20 protein-coding genes are annotated in these 20,369 nt (G+C 33.1%); 17 read left to right on the plus strand and 3 right to left on the minus strand.

Translation table 11 applies throughout. The features are described 5' to 3' along the window. Positions 1-8: 8 nt before the first annotated feature. The 3 genes from NYQ10_RS14955 to NYQ10_RS14965 all read right to left on the minus strand — a co-directional run bounded on the left by NYQ10_RS14955 (position 9) and on the right by NYQ10_RS14965 (position 5,504). Complete coding sequence (locus NYQ10_RS14955) at positions 9-2,411, minus strand: hypothetical protein (protein ID WP_289877132.1); 2,403 nt, start codon at positions 2,409-2,411, stop codon at positions 9-11. Positions 2,412-2,414: 3 nt separating this feature from the next. Beyond that, positions 2,415-3,566 (minus strand): cysteine desulfurase family protein, encoded by a 1,152-nt coding sequence (locus NYQ10_RS14960; RefSeq protein WP_289877133.1) that lies wholly within the window; start codon positions 3,564-3,566, stop codon positions 2,415-2,417. A 258-nt stretch (positions 3,567-3,824) separates the two neighbouring features. Continuing rightward, positions 3,825-5,504: a helix-turn-helix domain-containing protein gene (locus tag NYQ10_RS14965; RefSeq protein WP_289877134.1), complete on the minus strand. Its 1,680-nt coding sequence runs from the start codon at positions 5,502-5,504 to the stop codon at positions 3,825-3,827. Between the two features lie 337 nt (positions 5,505-5,841). Between NYQ10_RS14965 and NYQ10_RS14970 the strand changes: the two genes are divergently transcribed. The 17 genes from NYQ10_RS14970 to NYQ10_RS15050 all read left to right on the plus strand — a co-directional run bounded on the left by NYQ10_RS14970 (position 5,842) and on the right by NYQ10_RS15050 (position 20,357). Further along, complete coding sequence (locus NYQ10_RS14970; RefSeq protein WP_289877135.1) at positions 5,842-6,534, plus strand: hypothetical protein; 693 nt, start codon at positions 5,842-5,844, stop codon at positions 6,532-6,534. 315 nt (positions 6,535-6,849) lie between these two features. Further along, positions 6,850-7,746 (plus strand): helix-turn-helix domain-containing protein, encoded by an 897-nt coding sequence (locus tag NYQ10_RS14975; RefSeq protein ID WP_289877136.1) that lies wholly within the window; start codon positions 6,850-6,852, stop codon positions 7,744-7,746. A gap of 24 nt (positions 7,747-7,770) precedes the next feature. Beyond that, positions 7,771-8,964 (plus strand): hypothetical protein, encoded by a 1,194-nt coding sequence (locus NYQ10_RS14980; RefSeq protein WP_289877137.1) that lies wholly within the window; start codon positions 7,771-7,773, stop codon positions 8,962-8,964. Positions 8,965-9,088: 124 nt separating this feature from the next. Beyond that, entirely contained in the window at positions 9,089-9,283 is a 195-nt protein-coding gene (locus NYQ10_RS14985; RefSeq protein WP_289877138.1) for a YqaE/Pmp3 family membrane protein, read from the plus strand. A gap of 237 nt (positions 9,284-9,520) precedes the next feature. Beyond that, positions 9,521-9,994 carry a hypothetical protein gene (locus NYQ10_RS14990; protein ID WP_289877139.1) on the plus strand — a complete coding sequence of 158 codons (474 nt, stop codon included), beginning with the start codon at positions 9,521-9,523 and terminating at the stop codon, positions 9,992-9,994. Between the two features lie 130 nt (positions 9,995-10,124). Then, positions 10,125-10,463 carry a DUF4134 domain-containing protein gene (locus tag NYQ10_RS14995; protein ID WP_289877140.1) on the plus strand — a complete coding sequence of 113 codons (339 nt, stop codon included), beginning with the start codon at positions 10,125-10,127 and terminating at the stop codon, positions 10,461-10,463. A gap of 12 nt (positions 10,464-10,475) precedes the next feature. After that, complete coding sequence (locus tag NYQ10_RS15000) at positions 10,476-10,805, plus strand: DUF4133 domain-containing protein (protein ID WP_289877141.1); 330 nt, start codon at positions 10,476-10,478, stop codon at positions 10,803-10,805. A 19-nt stretch (positions 10,806-10,824) separates the two neighbouring features. Continuing rightward, positions 10,825-13,293 carry a TraG family conjugative transposon ATPase gene (locus tag NYQ10_RS15005; protein ID WP_289877142.1) on the plus strand — a complete coding sequence of 823 codons (2,469 nt, stop codon included), beginning with the start codon at positions 10,825-10,827 and terminating at the stop codon, positions 13,291-13,293. Between the two features lie 12 nt (positions 13,294-13,305). Continuing rightward, positions 13,306-13,989 carry a conjugal transfer protein TraI gene (locus NYQ10_RS15010; RefSeq protein ID WP_289877143.1) on the plus strand — a complete coding sequence of 228 codons (684 nt, stop codon included), beginning with the start codon at positions 13,306-13,308 and terminating at the stop codon, positions 13,987-13,989. Between the two features lie 14 nt (positions 13,990-14,003). Continuing rightward, on the plus strand, positions 14,004-14,624 hold the full coding sequence (locus tag NYQ10_RS15015; protein WP_289877144.1) for a hypothetical protein: 621 nt from the start codon (positions 14,004-14,006) through the stop codon (positions 14,622-14,624). A 4-nt stretch (positions 14,625-14,628) separates the two neighbouring features. Continuing rightward, complete coding sequence (locus NYQ10_RS15020; protein ID WP_289881042.1) at positions 14,629-15,264, plus strand: TerB family tellurite resistance protein; 636 nt, start codon at positions 14,629-14,631, stop codon at positions 15,262-15,264. Between the two features lie 4 nt (positions 15,265-15,268). Further along, positions 15,269-16,471: a conjugative transposon protein TraJ gene (traJ, locus tag NYQ10_RS15025; protein WP_262511884.1), complete on the plus strand. Its 1,203-nt coding sequence runs from the start codon at positions 15,269-15,271 to the stop codon at positions 16,469-16,471. 28 nt (positions 16,472-16,499) lie between these two features. Then, on the plus strand, positions 16,500-17,108 hold the full coding sequence (gene traK, locus NYQ10_RS15030; protein WP_289877145.1) for a conjugative transposon protein TraK: 609 nt from the start codon (positions 16,500-16,502) through the stop codon (positions 17,106-17,108). A 6-nt stretch (positions 17,109-17,114) separates the two neighbouring features. After that, positions 17,115-17,381, plus strand: coding sequence for a hypothetical protein (locus tag NYQ10_RS15035; protein WP_289877146.1), 267 nt, complete (start codon positions 17,115-17,117; stop codon positions 17,379-17,381). 4 nt (positions 17,382-17,385) lie between these two features. Beyond that, positions 17,386-18,660 carry a conjugative transposon protein TraM gene (gene traM / locus NYQ10_RS15040; RefSeq protein ID WP_289877147.1) on the plus strand — a complete coding sequence of 425 codons (1,275 nt, stop codon included), beginning with the start codon at positions 17,386-17,388 and terminating at the stop codon, positions 18,658-18,660. 16 nt (positions 18,661-18,676) lie between these two features. Further along, entirely contained in the window at positions 18,677-19,525 is an 849-nt protein-coding gene (traN, locus tag NYQ10_RS15045; protein ID WP_289877148.1) for a conjugative transposon protein TraN, read from the plus strand. 28 nt (positions 19,526-19,553) lie between these two features. Continuing rightward, positions 19,554-20,357: a hypothetical protein gene (locus NYQ10_RS15050; RefSeq protein WP_289877149.1), complete on the plus strand. Its 804-nt coding sequence runs from the start codon at positions 19,554-19,556 to the stop codon at positions 20,355-20,357. The last annotated feature ends 12 nt before the right edge of the window (positions 20,358-20,369 follow it).

The raw sequence follows: 20,369 nt of genomic DNA on the forward strand, positions 1-20,369 counted from the left end.
CAATTTTTTTATTCTTCTAAAGCTCCCATCAATTGTTCCATTCCAAAGTTCAATAAAAAATCGCTATAATAACTATCGAATACATCCATTATATATTCATCTATAGTTATGTCTACATCAACACCATCCTTTACTCTGGTCATAGTATAGTTTCTTCTTTTTGTTATCATGTATAGAAACAGTGTGTGAAAATAAACGGAAGAAATATATTTTCGCTGTGCTGTGACAATTTGTTCTTCATTCTTCAATTTTGATCGATGACTTAAGAATACATGACTGTCTAGATTTATGAAGATTTCCTCTAATTTATCACCTTCTGAAGAAGGATACATGACAGTTTTTCGATCCATAGTGATTCCCCTTTCTTCTAATACAGCCCAGTCTTTTTCGTATATTTTTTGAAGTTTAGGCAGTCCGATTTGATCAAGATCTTCTTCTTGTTCTAGAACTGGTTCTTTTATAGATTCTTTATCAGTGATTTTAACTAAGACAATTTCCTCAAAAATTTTACCTGGGGAAGTTAAAGAGGCCTTAATTTCAATTTCGTCGCCTATTTGAATATTGTTAGTTGGTTCAAGTGTAACTTTAATTGTTCCTTTATTAGGACTGCTTTTAGTCACATTAAGTAATCCGGATACCTCGGTACTTACTCCTGCTTGGTCACCTCCATCTTTTTTATCTCGTTTAATTTTTAAAAAAGATAATTGTAGCTCTCCAGGTTCATCAGTCCTGTCAAAGTAGTCGTTATCTATATCTGAATCAAATTTAATAATTTTCTCACCATTCTTTGGCAGGCTAATAATATTAATTCCTTCTTTTTTATGGAATAAATCAAATTTTGTTGGAAATCTTTGAGGTAAAAAAGGTCTTTGTTCTAACTTCGGTTTGGACGTACTGGGTGCGTTTTTTTTGAGTTCTTCTTTTTTTTCGTCTAATTTTAAAGTATTCTGAAGTAATTTAAAAAGCTCGCTGTCCTTAGGTAAATTTTTAGCAAAAGATTTAATTAGTTCAGAAGTGTCTTCGCTTTCTAAACCAATAGTTTCTTTTCTTCTTCTGTTAATTTCATCTAGCTGACTTTTTCGTAATTTTTTACCTAAATAATCTCGTAAAGCATTTGCTTCATCACCATGTTTTAGTCTATCACGAGATGCCATAAATAATTCTTCTCTAAAATCCGGATTCATAGACGTACAATCGACATGAATTAATAGATAATCTTTTAACAGATTAAATTTTAGTGTTCTTGTGATAAATTCTGAGGAATAATTTCCATGAACTTGTCCGTTAATAGAAAACATGACAGACATATTATTTTTAAAAAATCTACTCCTAATAATATCTTTACTTTTTTTTAGGTCATGTTTATCTGTTTTAGGTTTAAAAACATAACAGGTAACTTTAGCCTTTCCAAATAACTCATCATCGTAATCTTCTGAAAAATAAGTATCTATGTAGTCACTTTGTGAATCTTCAAGTCTTCTCTTCAACCCAAATAAATCAAGTTCCAAAACTTTATTATTTGGATACCGATCTTTATTGTCAACGGTTAGGATAGGCAATACCGGTTCGAAAAGAAATTCATTTAAACTTTGGTTTAAATCTTGAGCAAATCCTGAATAGCCAACGGGAAATTGGTAAGAATACATTTTAATTATTGTACCGGTCTTAAATTTTCTTCCATTTAACTTTAAATCTAATTCAGTGATTGGAAAATTTGGAATTTCATTTTCGATTTTTAAAAATTCAAAATGACTTGAACGTCTATTTTCACCAGATTCACTGATTCTTCTCTGCCTAATTAGTGTAAATCCAAAATTACCTGAATTATCAAATCGTTTTGATCCTATAAGTTGGTATCTTCTTTTCCCGCAGAAAACTAAAGCACCGCTTCCGCCCATATTGTATTTACCTTGTACAAATTGAATATTAATTTTATTTCCCCTTACCAAAGAAAGAAAGGTATTTTCAAATTGATTCGGATGCTGGCCTTCTCCATTATCATAAATTATAACTGAGGTGTTTTTTGGCGGTCCATCGGCAATAATTTGAATGTCTTCTGATTGTTTTCGTCTATTTTGTTTTAGATCCCAATTTTTATAGTCAGGATAAAACATTTTTATGGCTTGCTCCATTGATTGTGGAGCATCATTTGAAACTGGGGAAATATTTTTTTCTAAGCACTTTTTTGTTAAAATTGCATCAATCGAATTAGTTACCTTCTCAACTAAAGCTGCGATAGGGCTAGATTGTTGGTTTCTAACAATTCCAAACATATTTTCGTTACCACCAAGCGGAGCCCAATTTTTATCAGCAAATTTATCAGGATATTTATGTAATAATTCTTCAACCTTATCTTCAGTAGAACATTGATACAGTTCTTGAAACAATTTCTCTTTACTAATTTCTCCCATAAATTAATTTGCTAATTGGATTAAAGTTTCTTTAATGTTACTAATAACAGTCAATATTTCTTGCTCAGTGTTTTTATTGCTCAGGCTAAATCTGATAGCAGAGAATGCATCTGTATCATTTAGGCCCATTGCTAATAAAACATGTGATGGTTCAAATAATGCAGAGGTACATGCTGAACCGTTACTAACTGCTATTGTTTGATATCTATCTATAAACATGTTGGCATCAAAATTTGGAAAGCAGGCATTAATAGTATTATACAGACGATGCTCTTTACTGCCATTAATAAAGACACCTCTGATGTTAAGTAATTCTGCTTCCAGAATATCTCTCAGCGATTTAATATAAGTGGTATTCTCTTTCATTTCCAAAGATGCAATTTCACATGCTTTAGCAAAACCAACAATTGCTGGAACGTTCAGAGTACCACTCCTAAGCCCGCGCTCATGTCCTCCGCCATGTTGTGTAGGAGATATCTGCCTTGTTGAAACTGTTTCTTGATTAATATATAATGCTCCTATTCCCTTTGGGCCATAAAATTTGTGTGCAGAAAAACATAATAAGTCTATATAATTAAATTCAGTAATGTTAATTGGTAATTTACCAACTGCCTGAGTAGCATCAGTCATTAACAGTACTTTCTTAGAATTAGTAATTGTACTAATTTCCTTAATTGGTTGTATAACACCGGTTTCATTATTTACCCACATGATACAAACTACTAGAGTATCTTGCCTAATTGAAAGAATAAGATTCTCTAAATCTAATAATCCATTAGGATTGACGGGAAGATACTCAATTTCAAACCCAACGGTTTCTAAAAATTTGCAAGTATCTAAAACGGCCTTATGTTCAGTTTGCAAGGTTATTATATGTCTTTTCGAATTATTTGGATTTAACGCGATTCCTTTTAATGCAATATTTATACTTTCTGTGGCACCTGAAGTAAAAATAATTTCTTTCGGATCGCAATTGATCAAAGATGAAACTATTTCTCTAGAATTTTCTACAATTTTTTTTGTTGCAAGTCCAAAATGGTGTGTACTCGATGCATTTCCATAATTATTTTTAAAATAGGGGTACATTGCCTCAATTACACGATCATCAATAGCTGTTGTTGAATTATTATCAAGATATATTAATTCGTTATTCATTTTAAGTGTATAAATTTTGTTTCTAAATTAACTAAATAATTTAGAAAATTCCGAAGTGATTTTATATTTTCTAAAAAAAATATTAGTTTTTTATTTACAATATCTTAGTTTATTTGATAGGCAAATAAAATTCGGAATAATTTTCAATTCATTTTGTTCATTTTGACAAAAATTAGCAACTATTAAAACTCTATACAAAAAATATGAAAAGAGTGATAATGGCTTAATTTTTAGTAAAATGAAATTTTGAGTTTAAACTTATCCCTTTTTTTTAATCTGTTCTATAAAAAAAAATGTAGGCATTCCAGTTTTACTTTTAAAAGCCTTAACAAATCTTTGTGTACTGCTAAAGCCGACTTCGGCGGCTAAAGCTTTATTTGTATAGTTACGTACAAGTTTATCATTATAAAGTAATGACATAATATAATCTATTTTGAGATCATTAATATATTCGGTAAATCCTTTTTCTTTGTAATGACGAATAATTGATGAAAGATAAGTTGGATTGGATTTAAATGCAGCAGACAATTTTGAAAGGCTCCAGTCATTTTCTAAAAATTTCTTATCTATTTCAAATTTTTCCAGCTGATTAAGTATAGTTGAGACAGTTTCAGGATTTATATCTGATAAAACTGGTTTTTCAATTTTTTGCCTGTATTTAGTTTTATTCTCTGAAGCAGAAATCTGTAACATCTGCTCATCAAACTTTTGACGATATATTTTTCGGTTCTTATAATATCTATATGTTAAGACAACAAAAGACAAGAAAAGGAGGGAAGTGAAACCGGTTAAAACTGAATACTTAAAATTTTTACTTACCAGCTCATTTTTCAAACTTTGCTTCTCAAACATTAATTCTTGGGTATTGTATTCCTTGTTGATTTTTCCAACCAAATATTTGAAAGTCTCATTAAGTACTTTATCAGCCTTAAGCAATTGATCAATGTAATATAATTGCAAATCCTGATTTTCTTGATTTTTGTAATATTTAATAAGAATCTCGTACATTTCCCTTTGGTCAGTCCGTAGATACCCTCTCGTATTAAACAGCTGATCAACCTTTTCAAAGTAAGGAAGTGCTTTTTCATATTGTCGGACCTCCCAATAACTTTTACCAATGTAGAAATAACCAACTGATTCATTACCAAAATCTTTCTTTTCTTTTAATTCTTCAATTGAAGATTCTATGCTTTTAATTGCAGATGAATAATTTTTCTGAAAGAAGTCGTTAATACCCTCAGAGTGGATAAAATAAACTTCCATTTCTTTAATATCCAATTTCTGGCACTCAACAAGTCCCAATGCATTTGTATTGGAGCATAATCCATAATTACCGATTCTGTTATAGCACAATCCCAAAGAATGAAGTGAATTTAAGTAGGCTCTGGAATTTTCATTTTTAAAATAGTCGGTACATTCTCTAAGTAATGAAATTGCTTCATCGTAATAACCAAGATAGTATTTAACCAAAGCAATATGATACTTCAGTTTGTAGATAAGGTATTTGTCAGCTGTCTGTGAAATATAACTGTCTGCAGTTATGAAGTTGTCAAGTGCGTTATTTTGCTTTTTAAGTAGATAATACACAATTCCTTTTGATAAGTAAGCTGATCCTATTAAAGCTTTATCATTTGTTTTTTTTGCAGTATATATCATACTGTCGGCATAAATTAACCGCATACTGTGTGGAGATTCATGAAGAAGATTCTGATATCCATTAATAATTTCCTTGTAATTTTTTTCAACTTTAGCCTTGCGAAGATATTCAAACATATATACAGAAGATCGGGCACTATCATTTCGAAGTTCATATATTTTCTCATCAAGATATTCATAACTCTTTCTTTTTAGAGAGTCAGGATATTTTTGAAAATGTTTCTGTGCTTCACACCATGAAAAAACACATATTAGTACTAAGATGAAATGTTTTTTGCTCATATTTAAGGTAGTTTGGGAACTCAATTTCTCAATAAAGTTACCGCAAACTGTCCATCGGTGCTTTACCAATAAATTTACATGAAATTAACTCAAAAATAATATAAACATTTGGATTTTAGTGAGTTGTTTGTGAAAAAAGGAGTGTGGATTTATTGAAAATCCATACCATATTTACGGTAAATCCATACCCATATGGTTGTAGGAAACTTTTCAACGAGATAGTTTTGTTTCGAATTCAAAAGCGAAAATGTTTGGCATGGTGCCGAATTAAAGTTCCGCTTATCCGGATGAAATGAACTGAGAAGAAATTCTCATTCACTCTCATACACCCTTTACGATGAAAAATCTAATATTATGCAGCGTTTTAGTATGTTTCTTTTCTTCATGTTCAACCGATTCAGAAATTAATCAATCTGAACCCTTTTCAAATGCAGACGCCAAATCTATTAACGGTTTAGCGCTACCAATGAATAGTTCTAATCCTTTTGATTACAAAGGAAAAATTTATTATGATGAACTAAGTAGTTATTATCAGGATCATCAAATACCAAATTCGACCTTTGAACTTAATAATCAAATTAAATTTATCTCAATGAAAATGGGCTACGGTAGATTTTCCCATAAAAATATAATTTCATTTAACGATTCGATTGTAGATTTTATAATGTCTGATCCTGATAACATGATGATTACGATTGTACAGAATAGTTTACTCGCTTCAGCATCAAAATCTAGTCTAGCAAACTTCTTACAAGGTCTTCTCTTGAAACGTGAATTAGAATTTGGGGTTAAATATGACTATGTCGTTTCTTACGAGGATAGTATTATTGAAAATAGCAATATCGGCGAAGATGATAAGGATACTATTCTAACTGTAACTTCCATTTCGAGATACTCACTTTACTCAGCATCTGAACGAAAAGATAGGGACTGGGAATCATCTGCTGGCAATAAAAAAGCTAACCCCATTTTTTCTCCTGATGAAATCGCCTTCACTTCCATCATTGTATTACTTAAAAACATTCTGTGACATTGATTCTGATTAATCTTGATCTCTTTAAAATGAAACCTCGAACTATCCTTTATTTATTACTGGTCATTTTTAATCTTGTAAGCCTTTATTTCATCATATCCTTATTCAGCTATGATGAAATAGTTGGCTACATCGTTACAGGGGGAAGAAAAAGCAGTGACCCTAGAAAATTGGCGTATCTACTATTTATAACTTGTCTCCTGAACCTTTATTTTTTGTCATTCATAATGATCGAAAATTCTTTTAAGGATAAGATCTAATTAACATGCAAGATCTATTATTCTTTTCCATAATTAACTTAACTATGATATTATGATGAAGGATTTAATAAATATTGAAATGAAGAATCTGCCTATGTCTGGACTTGATGTACACATTATTAAAAAGTACATAGTCAAAACTGCAGCAGATGATTCCTTTCAAGTGAGCAATTATTCAATTATACTGATAAAGTCTGGACAATTCAAAATACGGCTAAGTGATTTAACACAGGAATTACTTCCGCACGATCTGCTCGTAATTCCTAAAAATTCATTTTGTACTATTATGGAAGTTAAAGGTAGACTGCAGTTGCTGCTCCTTTCTTTTACATCAGATTTCGCTTTTGAAAATTGCCTAAAGAAAGAATTGGTTGATTCATTCAATTTTCTGCTTGGTGAACCGTCATCAAAAATAACACTTAGTGAGAAGGATTTTTTGGTCTTGTCATTAATTTACAAACTAATCTGTTTTGTCAATAAAGATGCAGCAGGAAATGAGCAGGATGTGGAACTGCAACGCATAAGTTTCAACCTTTTATTATATGAGCTTAAATTTATTTTTAATAGATCAGATTTACAAACTCAGAACAGTTTTACCCGGCAGGAGCGGCTTACTATTAAGTTTCTGACTATTTTGACCATTCACTGCAAAAAGCAGCACAGCGCCAAGTTCTATGCAGGTGTGTTATTTGTTACAAGAGGTTATTTAAATCGAACTGTCAAACAGATAACAGGAAAGACCGTTAAAAGCCTCATTGATGTGGCAATCATAAATGAAATAAAGAATCTTCTTGAAAATTCACAATCCTCCATTGCTTTTATTGGACAAGATTTTGAATTTAGTAGTCTGGCGAACTTTAGTGCCTTTTTTAGGAAACACACTTCGCTTTCTCCTTCTGAATATCGTCAAAAGACTGTTGGGAGATTTAAAACGTCAGATTTTCGTTGACTAATTTAAATTAAAACTACTGTCATGATTACTATATATCCTTTAGAATGGATAGATTCATTGATATTGCTTACCCTAAATCCTAATAAATCAAATATCGGTAATCTATCACAGAGTGATTTGGTTTTTATAACTGAGAATCTTTCTAGAGAATCTCATAAAATTCAAATCCAGTTAAAGAACGAAATTTTTGCTCTACAAAAAAAGAGGCAAATTCGACTTTTGGTAAGAAAGTATCATTCAACGTTGGTTTATCTCCTTGATAATATTATTGAAAATCAAAATAATGAAATTCTTAAAGACGGTATTTTTTTGCGCATAACTGAATCGATAATAGACACATTGGATGATTTATTGTATTTTGTTGAAAATCGTTATCCCAATTATTTGAATCTTGATGAGCGTGTTCCTTTACCATATTTATTAGTTTCGAGAAAGGAAATACTTTTAAAGATAGGAAGACTTTCAAAAAAAAAGACAACTATAAGTGATGTCAATCAAGTTATTCAGATCATTGTTGATGCTTTAACTGTATCAAATCAAATTAATGCAGGAAACAAAATTACATACAGAGAAGTACTATATCAAAAAGAACTATTAAAGAAAGTGGAGATGCAACTGGCAATGGAAAGTAAATCAAACTTTTATTCTGTATTAGACGAGTTATTGATAGAAGTAAATTTTAATGACAGTTTTTATATAAGCCATGTTATCGAGAAGGTAGATAATCATCTTAAATCCCAGAAAACATTGGCTGGTAAAATTGGCGAGTTGTTATTCTGTTATAAAGAGTTCAGTCAATTATCCTCTAGTGAAAGAATAGCTTTTGATCCTTCAAAGCAGAATATAAGTTTTATGCTGGAAAATTGGTTTAAACATGAAATAAAATATCTTGAGAGAAAAAAGGAACTTTCTGTAGATTTAGATGAAAACAATGCAGCAACTGAATCCATGCAAATGGGAGAAGATAAAGTTGAATGCACACTTTCAACCGATCAAATGGCACTGATACTAAGAGCTGGTGATGAATCAAGAGTTTTGAAAGCTAGATCAATGAGTTTAGTCTTTAAAACTATTGTGCCATTTCTTTCCACTCCTTTTAAAAAGAATCTTTCTTATCAATCAGTAAGAAGTAAATCGTATAATGCTGAAGACAGGGATAAAGAAATTGCTATTCAAACCTTAAAAAAAATTATAGAAAAGATCAAGTCGTACTAATAGTCATTACGGTTATAGTATTGAACTTGAAAAGAAAATAACTGTGTTTTCGTAACGAAAACACTGAAGAGGTGTCTATTAATGAACAATCACTTAATCAAAATCATCATCAAATATTATAATTATGATAATAATTGCAATATTACTCCCGTGGCTCTCTTTTATATTAAGAGGGAAAATATTTACCGCTGTTATTTGCCTCATTTTGCAGATAACGCTAATTGGCTGGCTGCCAGCAGCAATTTGGGCCGTAGTATCCCTTCAAAATGCTAGAACTGAGAGGCGAACTAATAAACTTATAAAAGCTATGAGGAGATAATTTTCCCCGCGGCACCACATTTTTGAGTGAATCCATGTTAGAAGAATTTAGCCTTCTAGCATGGATTTTTGTTTTAATTCATTTGTAAAACCTAGGGGTACAACGGGGTACAAAAAAGTTGTACTTGTAGAGGCAGTATTGTAGTTGTTCCTTTGGCCTATAAAATAAATCATGTCAAACAATTTGATACTGATTTGCATAGAAGGAGATGAATGTTGAATAATAAATGATGATGCTATGTTTACAAATATTTCATGGAGCAGTTTCTTAACTGTTTTAGGTTTGGTGGTACTGATCTGGTATTTTATATTACTATTAAAGTTTTACTATAAAGATCTGTTGAAGATATTCTCAGGAGAAAAGAAACTCAAGTTTACTTCGTTCAAAAATATGAATGAAAATAAAGTACAAGATTCGGGAGAATATAAATCTTTGTCTTCATCTTTTTCAGAATCGTTCGACACTTTGGAAGATGCTGAAGAACTTTCTGCCCGAATACTTCAGGCAGTGAAAGAGAGTAATGAAAAGAACTTTTCAAAAGAACATTTTCAAAACTATCTAAGAATGGTTCTCGATGAATATCCTTATGTGAAGATTTCCTCACTTAGAGAAAACATCAATAAACTAATGGTAACTGAATCTTCAAAATATCCAAACCTGCTTTTGACTTTAAGTGAGGCTGACAGTCTGTGGGAAGGAAGTGTTTTCTAAAATTCAGCGGAGGAATAATCCCTGTTCTCTCTGGTGCGGTATGGCTTTATGTGACAAGAAAAAAGAGTTGCAACAGTGATATTCCTCTGCTTTTTAAATAAGTGTATTGAAAACTTTAAAAATGATGATTATGAAAAAATGTGGATGGAAATTAAAGCAATTAGATGAGGAAAAAGTATTGTCTTACTGCATACTTGCGTTGCTGCTGGTATATGAAACAAAAATTTATGCCCAAGATGGTGTAGCCGGCATTAATGAAGCGAATCAAAAAGTAAGAAGCTATTTTGATGCAGGTACTGAGTTAATGTACGCTGTAGGCGCAATACTGGGCTTGATAGGAGCAGTAAAAGTTTATCAGAAATGGAATGCTGGTGATCCTGATACCGGCAAGGTTGCGGCGGCTTGGTTTGGAAGTTGTGTCTTTCTGGTTGTAGTGGCTACAGTAATTAAATCCTTCTTCGGGGTTTAAACACAGATCCTTATGAGTAACAGTGTTTACCAGATCAACAAAGGAATTAATCAAAGTATAGAATTTAAAGGCTTAAAAGCTCAGTATATATGGTATTTGGGAGGAGGCGTTGTATCACTTACGATCGTTTTTGCAATCCTTTATATCATTGGGCTTCCTTCGCTATTATGCGTTGGACTCGTTGGGACTGCTGGTGCCTTTTTAGTTTTTAAAATATACAAAATGAGTAATCAATACGGAGAATTCGGCATGATGAAGGCACTAGCCAAGAAGCAGATTCCAAAATGTATTAATGTTTATAGTAGAGGTATTTTTTTTAAAGATATAGCTATAGAACGTTAATAGTAAAAATGAAGAGGAGATGGAGAAGAGGATGGAAGATTTACTGCCCATTATGGCAGTCGAACATGATTGTATTTTGTCAAAGCATGGTGATGTTACGGTAGCATTCAGAGTAGAACTGCCTGAGATTTTTACATTATCGGATCAGGAATATGAGGCTTTTCATCAGTCATGGATCAAGGCACTAAAGGTATTACCTAAGTTCTGTGTTTTTCACAAGCAGGATTGGTTTATAGAAAAGAAATATAAAGCTGATTTCACAAGTGATGACAGTAGTTTTTTGACAAGAAGCAGTGAACGATTTTTTAATGAAAGACCTTTTCTGGAGCATTCCTGTTATATTATGCTTACCAAGAAACCGCAGGGAAGGAAGAATTCAAGTTCTTTATTTTCAAGTCTTATAAGAAATAAAATGGTGCCTGAAGAGACACTCAATATACAGCTGTTGCAGGACTTTATTGACTGCACCGGACAGTTTAAGAGAATATTGGAAGACAGCGGTTTTGTTAAACTTATCCGATTGAAAAACAATTCACTCAGAAGTGAAAGCAGAAAAATTGGTCTTATTGAGCAGTACTGTTTCTTATCTGAACGGGAAGATTCTTTTGTCTATACGGACATTAAATTTGATGAAGGTCTTTCAGTAGGTGATAAACACTGCCAGCTTTTTACTCTTGGTGACGCTGCTGACCTTCCAGGCCTTTGTGGATCTAGAATTAATTTTGACCGCTATTCTACCGATAAAACTAAATTCAGTGTCGGATTTGCATCAACTTTAGGGCAGCTTTTGTCGTGCAACCATATTTACAATCAGTACATTTTTATTGAAGATGCACAGAAAACTATACAAAAACTCGAGAGTAAAAGATTAAGACTTCAATCACTGTCGGCTTACAGCAGGGAGAATATGATGGCCAGAGACGCCACTAATGATTTCCTGAATGAAGCTGTGTCTCAGCAAAGACTTCCCGTTAAGGCACATTTTAATGTTCTTGCTTGGAGTACTGATAAAGAAGAAATGAAAGATATCAAAAACAAGGTATCGTCAGCACTTGCTCAGATGGATTCAGCAGCTAAACAGGAAACGGTAGGAGCTCCACAGATTTATTGGGCTGGAATACCAGGAAATGAAGCAGATTTTCCAATGAATGATACTTTTGACACTTTTACAGAGCAGGCAGTATGTTTTCTAAACATGGAAACAGGTTACAAGTCTTCTTTAAGTCCAACTGGTATCAGACTGGGAGACCGATTAACTGGCAAACCAGTTCATGTGGATATTAGCGATGAACCTGTAAAAATGGGAATATGTACTAACAGGAATAAGTTTATACTCGGACCTTCAGGAAGCGGTAAATCTTTTTTTACTAATCATATGGTAAGAAGTTATTATGAGCAGGGTACACATATAGTTCTTGTAGATGTTGGACACAGCTATAAAGGACTCTGTGATATGGTCGGCGGCTATTATTTTACTTATGATGAAAAGAACCCGATCCGTTTTAATCCTTTCTATATTTCTGAAGGTGATAATTTGGATACTGAGAAAAAGGAAAGTATTAAAACGCTGCTTTTGGCTCTGTGGAAAAAAGATGATGAAACCTTTAACCGAAGTGAGTATGTGGCCCTTTCAAATGCTCTTCAGCTATATTATGAAAAGCTGGATAATGACTCTAGTATTTTTCCCTGTTTTGATAGCTTTTATGATTTTTTGAAAAATGATTTTGTAAAGATACTGGAAGATGATAGAGTCAAAGAAAAGGATTTTGATGTAAATAATTTTCTCTATGTACTCCGCCCATATTATAAAGGCGGTGAGTTTGACTATCTGCTTAATGCCACTGAGAATCTGGAACTTTTGAAAGAGCGTTTTATTGTATTCGAATTGGACAATATCAAAGATCATCCTATTTTATTTCCAGTTGTGACTATCATTATTATGGAAGTATTTATTAGTAAAATGCGCAAACTAAAAGGTGTCCGCAAGATGATTTTGATCGAGGAAGCATGGAAAGCCATTGCCAAAGAAGGAATGTCCGAATATATTAAGTACTTATTTAAAACTGTTAGGAAGTTCTTTGGGGAAGCCATTGTAGTCACGCAGGAGATAGAAGATATCATTTCTTCACCAGTAGTAAAACAAGCCATTATAAATAACAGCGACTGCAAAATCCTATTGGACCAGAGCAAATATCAAAACAAGTTTGATCAGATACAGGAGCTTCTGGGGCTTACAGATAAGGAAAAAGCTCTTGTACTTTCAGTTAATAAAGCCAATGATCCCGATAAAAAGTACAAAGAAGTATTTATTTCTCTGGGCGGAAGGCTTTCGAAGGTCTATAGGACAGAAGTTTCTTTGGAGGAATATCTGGCTTACACGACTGAGGAAAGCGAGAAGGTAAAAATGAACGCCTATGCTAAAAAGTTTGACGGTGACATAAAAAAAGGTATAGCTGCAATGGCGCAAGATATAAGAGATGGAATTTAAATGAAAGAGAAAATGAAAGCAAAATTAATTACCTGCATGATATGTCTGCTACTCATCAGCAATCCTGCAAGATCGGCAAATAATACAGCAGTGTTGCCAATACTGGAGATCGTGAAAGCAGTTACCAAGAAAGTTATTAAAGCAATTGACCTAAGAATTCAAAAACTGCAAAATAAGACAATCTGGCTTCAGAATGCCCAGAAAAAAGTTGAAAATATACTTTCTAAATTAAAGCTGGATGAAATTTCGGATTGGACGAAGAAACAGAAAGACTTATATCAAGGCTATTATGAAGAACTGGCAAAAGTAAAATCTATTATTGCTTACTATCAGAGGATAAAGGATATTACAAAGAAGCAGACAAAACTGGTTGAGGAATATGAAAGAGCATGGAATCTGTTTAAGCAGGATTCTCACTTTAAAGAAAGCGAAATTCAGTATATGGAACGCGTTTATTCCGGGATTCTGGAGGAGAGTGTCAAGAATATTGACCAGATCTTTTTAATTCTAGATTCTTTCTCAACGCAGATGAGTGATTTAAAAAGATTGGAGATTATTAATAAAGCTGCTGATCAAATCGATTCCAATTATGATGACTTGAAACTTTTTAATCAACAGAATGTAATGCTAAGTCTTCAAAGAGCAAAAACTGAAACAGAAATAAATCAGGTCAAACAATTTTACGGAATTCCGTAATAAAGGAAAATATTATGAAAAAAGTAATCGTATTACTCTTTGCTGGGTTTGTTTTAAATCAAGGAATTCACGCACAGGCCAAGCAGAGAAAGGAACTGCTGTTGCAGATCGCTGCACTTCAGGTTTACATGGATTATGCTAAAAAAGGATATTCAGCTGTTTCCAAAGGTCTGAATTTCATTGGTGATGTGAAGAAAGGAGAAGTCAATCTTCATGGTGATTATTTCGCTTCACTTTTGAAAATTAATCCCAAAATAAAGAACTATTATAAAACAGTAGAGATTATCTCCTTGCAGTTTAAGATAGTGAAAATGTATAAAAGCACTTATACTAAACTCAAGACTGATGATTTATTTCAGGGAAATGAGCTCGATTATATTGAGCGTTCTTTTGAAAGACTACTAGAAAGCTGCAATGAAACTTTAGACCAGCTTCTGGTTCTTACTACTGATTCAGAACTGGAACTTAAAGATGACCAAAGGATAGAACGTATAGATGAGCTATACAAAACGATGGTTAGTAATTACGATTTCTGTTTGTCTTTTAGTAATGAAGCAAAGTTATTGTCATTGTCAAAATCTCATGAAAAAAGAAGTGCTGAATCCACACAAATTATTTACGGACTTAAAAATTAACGCCATGAAAAGGATATTGATTTTAGTATTTCTGGTCTTTTTTGGATTTATCCCAAGCAGTATGAATGCACAGTCGGCAGAAATCCAGCAGTTGATCTTAAACATTGAAAAACTCTCGCAGTTCAAAAAGATTCTCAGCGATATGAAAAAGGGGTATGAACTGCTTTCGGGAGGTTACAAAACAGTTAAAGATATGTCCGAAGGCAACTTTAGTCTTCATAAAACATTTTTAGATGCCCTTATGCAGGTAAGCCCAACGGTCAAGAATTACAAAAGGGTAGGAGATATTGTAAACTATCAAATACTGTTGGTAAAAGAAAGTAAAAAAGGATTGAGCAGGTTTTTGAAAAGTGAAAGTTTTAGCCAGCAGGAGATCAATTATTTTGAGAAAGTTTATGCAAACCTTTTGAACCAAAGTTTAAGAAACCTTGATGAACTTACTATGGTAATTACAGCTGATAAGTTGAGAATGTCTGACGATGAAAGGCTTCAAGCAATTGATACTATTTATATGGAGATGCAGGATAAACTTTTGTTTTTGAGAGACTTTAATAAATCATCAAGCATACTGGTACTGCAGAGAGCAAAGGAAAAGAAAGATGTATATGCTTCCAAAGAACTTCTTGATTTAAAAAATTAAAACGATGAACATATATAAATTTTTTAAAACAGTGCTTTTATTAACTGGTGCAATGATAGTACCCTTTGCTGCAAGTGCACAGGGACTCGGCGATAATATGCAGAGTATGCACTCGGTTTTAGATCAGCTTTATGATGAGATGATGCCCTTGTGCAGTAATCTTTTGGCTGTAGGGCAGGGGATAGCTGGTTTTGGGACAATTTGGTATATAGCTTCCAGAGTCTGGCGTCATATTGCAAATGCAGAACCTATTGACTTTTATCCGCTTTTCAGGCCTTTTGTTATTGGATTCTGTATTATGATTTTTCCATCTGTACTGGCACTTATTAATGGGGTAATGAAACCAACTGTTACAGCCACTGCTGCGATGGTGACAGGATCTAATAATGCTGTTGCAGTTCTTTTAAAGGAAAAAGAAAAGGCTATAAAAGAAACCGATCCATGGAAAATGTATGTTGGTTCCACAGGAACAGGAGATCGAGATAAATGGTATAAATATACTCATGATGAGGATCCTTCCGATGAGAGCATGCTTGCAGGTATAGGAAACGACGTAAAGTTTGCCATGGAAAAGGCCTCTTATAATTTCAGAAATTCTGTAAAAGAATGGATGAGTGAAGTACTGAGAGTATTGTTTGAAGCTGCCGCTCTGTGTATTGACACACTTAGGACTTTTCAATTGGTAGTACTCTCCATACTTGGCCCCCTTGTATTTGGCATAGCAGTCTTTGATGGATTTCAGCATACTCTCACCGTTTGGCTGGCAAGATATATTAATATTTATTTATGGCTGCCTGTTGCAAATATCTTTGGAAGCATCATCGGTAAAATTCAGGAGCTAATGCTGAAGCTGGATTTATCACAGGTAGAGTCGACGGGAGATACTTTCTTCAGCAGGACTGATATGTCATATCTCATTTTTATGATTATTGGTATCATCGGATATTTTACTGTCCCATCAGTCGCTAATTACATCGTTCATGCAGGTGGAGGCGGAGCCTTAGGGCAGAAAGTTACTGGCATTCTTAGCAGTACCACTAATTCAGTTATTACAAAAACCTCGCAAGGCGCTGGTATGGTAATGGACTCTATGGGAAATGCTGCAGGTCAAATGTCACAAAGCATGTCCTCATCAGCTGGTAATACTCCGTATTTTAAAGAGAAAGGAAATTACATGAATGATAAGCTTAAAGGAAATTCAGAGTAACCTAAAAAGATAAAATATGTTTACTAAAATGAAAAATATAGATACTGCATTCAGATATGTGAGAGGATTTACAATGCTGGTAATTGCAGGATGTATTATTATCTGCTGTTACACGCTTTATAAGAGCTTTGAGTCTGTAGCTCTGATGCAGGATAAGGTTTATATTCTTGCCAATGGGAAAGCTATGGAAGCATATGCATCAGATAGAAGAGATAATGTACCTGTGGAAGCAAGAGATCATGTAAAGACATTTCATAAATTTTTCTTTACCCTTGATCCTGATGATAAAGTAATTAAAACCAATGTTACAAAAGCTCTTTATCTGGCTGATGACAGTGCAAAGCGAATTTATGATGATCTAAAAGAGAATGGTTTCTACTCTGGAATCATTTCAGGAAATATAAGCCAGACAATCCAGATTGACAGTATAACTATAGATATCAAAGAATACCCGTACCGCTTTCAATGCTACGCCAAACAAAGCATAATAAGAACTACCAGTATCTTGAAAAGAAGCCTTATAACCCAAGGAAGCCTTCGTAATGTATCTAGGAGCGACAACAATCCACATGGTTTTTTAATCGAACGATGGAATACCATCGAAAACAAAGATTTAACTGTTGAAAATAGAAAATAGACAGTTATGAAACCATTAATTAAAAAGCGAGAAGAGCCATTTATTTACAATAAGTATTACTTATATGCACAAGATAAGTGGGTGCAAAAAATGGAAACTTTAACGGGCAGACTTTCTAAAAGAGCCATTATTTATCTGCTGGTTCTGTTTACTGTTTTGGAGGGAGGTTATTTTCTCTATAACATTTACGCAGAATTCTCAAAGAAAAATTCTGAAACAAATAAAAACCCGGCAGCTATTCCAAAAATTAAAACAATCAATTTTAAAAAGTAATGTCATGAAGCAAAAAATAATATCACTCAAAGAATCTAAAAGAAGAAAAATGCTTTTAGTTCTGCCTCTTATAACACTTCCTTTTATAACCATATTATTCTACATTTTAGGTGGTGGAAGAATGGAAGTAGGAACGGCCAAAAGAGAAATCAAAAAGGGATTTAACTTTAATCTTCCCATTCCTAAATTTAAAGAAGATGCATCACTCGATAAAATGAGTTACTACGACCAGGCGGCAGTAGATTCGATCAAATTGCTGGAACAAATAAAAAAAGACCCTAATTACTCAAATCAAAAAATAGTAGAAGGATCAATAAATGATTTTACGGATAATAATTTAGTAAGAGCACATAGTGCATTTAATACATCCTCTTATCAAGATGCAAACGAACAGAAAGTTTATCAAAAACTTAAAGCACTTCAAAAAGTAATCAGCCAGCCTGCTGTCCCTGATAATTATGGTCAGGATATGAGGGAGTTTGAAAACTATGGGTCATCAAAAGGTGAATCAGATGAGATAAAAAACTTAGAGCAAATGATGTCACAAATGGGCACTTCGCAAGAACCTGATCCAGAACTAAAACAACTCGGCGGTATGCTTGAAAACATTCTGGATATTCAGCATCCATCACGTGTACAGGAAAAGTTAAAGCAAGCTTCAGAAATAAACAAAGGTAAAGTTTTCACTGTCAGCCATAAAAAAGAAGTAGTTAATATTACTTCTCTACAGCAAAATACAGTACCTCCAGATCTCTTAAAATCTAACTCATTTTATTCAGTTGATGAAAACTTAGATTCGGAACAGCAGCAGAATTCAATTGAAGCAATAATACACGAGACACAAACTATTGTAAACGGGTCAATTATAAAATTAAGATTAAAAACTGACGTATTTCTCCAGGGGATACTTATTCCTAAGAACACTTTTTTGTATGGAATCGCATCTTTGAAAGGAGAAAGACTGGAGGTTAAAATTAATAATATCCAGTATCGAAATTCAATTTTTCCTGTTGAACTCTCAGTTTACGACTTGGATGGAATTGACGGAATCTATATTCCGGGAGCAATAAGCAGGGACGTAGCTAAAACTTCTGCAGACCGCTCTCTTCAAACTTTAGGATTAAATGGAGTTACCGACTCATGGGGTGCGCAGGCTGCAGAGATGGGAATTGAAGCAGCAAAAAGCCTTATGAGCAAAAAGGTAAAACTTATAAAAGTTGTGATAAAGGCTGGATATCAAGTTTTACTCTACGATGAAAAACAAAAGAATTTGAAATAATTAAAATCTTGAAAAAATGAAAAATAATAATTGGATGAATTTGGTCTGCCTGCTTTTAAGTATACTGTCGGGCAATGCACAATTGATAAATAGAGCTGTTGATTTCAATCAGGATCAGTTTAAAAATGTGCAGATTGCTTATTCTAAAACAACAAGCATAGTGTTTCCTTATGCGATAAAAAGCATAGATAAGGGAAGTTCGGATATTTTAATGCAAAAGGCAAAAGGAGTAGAAAATATTTTACTACTGAAAGCTGCAAAGCAGAATTTTATACAGACCAATATTACTGTAGTTACAGCCGACAGCAGGTTGTATGTTTTTGTTTTGAATTTTGATGAGGTATGCCCGGATTTAAACATTAAGGCTGACAATAGTGCAATTGTAAACAATGATATTTTGTTTTCACTCGATAATGAAAATCAAAAGAAAATTGAGCAGTATTCAAAGCTTGCTTTGTTGAAAAAGAAAAAAATAGGCGGCTTAAAGAGGTCAAGATTTGATATTAATCTTAGTGTGAACGGCATATTTATTCATCAGGATGTTCTTTACTTCAGACTTGTTTTAGGTAATACTTCAAAGATAAATTACGACATAGACCAGCTTCGTTTTTTTATTCGGGATCAGAGAAAATCTAAGCGCACTGCTTCACAGGAAATAGAAATAGTTCCGCTTTTTTCAACTTCCAGCTCCATGCTGATTCCAGATAAATCGGAAGTGAATTTAGTCTATGCTTTATCAAAGTTTACTATCCCTGAGAAAAAATACCTCACGATTCAACTTATTGAAAAGGATGGTGGCAGACAATTAGAAATAGACATCAAGAATAATGATCTAATTGATCTTGATGTTCTTAACAGCTTTTAAAAGAATAATAACTTTAAAATAATTTATCATGAATCAGAAAAATTTAGAATTCCTAAAAGATCAGTTAAAATATACTGGATTTGGAGAAACTTTCGATCAGGATCTGAAAGAAAAGATGCTAAAAGGAGAGACAGAGTTTAAGATTATAAAAGAAGGTGTTTATGGAAAAGATGCAATGACTGCCGAATTGAATTTTAAAAAATCCGACCAAAGTGATCTTTACTTTTTTAATTCTTATCATGTAAATCTTAAAAAAGAAGAATCGAAAGAAGGATTAGAACAGACTTTTTATATTAATAACAACAGCAGTAATATTACCCTTAAAGAAGCCTATAATTTAATGGAAGGACGTTCTGTAAATAAAGATCTTAAAACTAAGGAAGGTGAAGTGTATAATTCCTGGCTCAAAATTGACTTTAAGGAATCCGAGAGCAATGGAAACTTTAAAATAAATCATTACCATCAAAATTATGGGTACGATTTGGAAGCAAGTTTAGCAAAACATTCTATAAAGGAACTTGAAACACCTAAATACAAAGAAGATCTTTTAAATTCACTTAAAAAAGGTAATCTTCAGTCCGTAACTTTTGTTGTTAGTGGAGTAGAAAGCAAACAGTATGTAGAGGCAAATCCACAATTTAAAACTGTAAATGTTTACGACGATAATTTACAAAGGATTAATCATCGCGAGAGCAAGGATCAAAAGCAGGCGGAATCGAAAGAAAAGTCAGCTTCGAAAGAACAATCCCAGAAGCAGGATAGTGATGATGATCCTGATCAGAGGGAAAAGAAAACTGCTGCCCATAAAAGAAAGGCAGGTAAATCTGTATAGAAATTCTTAACC

The sequence above is a fragment of the Flavobacterium johnsoniae genome (assembly GCF_030388325.1).
GTDB classification, from domain to species: domain Bacteria; phylum Bacteroidota; class Bacteroidia; order Flavobacteriales; family Flavobacteriaceae; genus Flavobacterium; species Flavobacterium johnsoniae_C.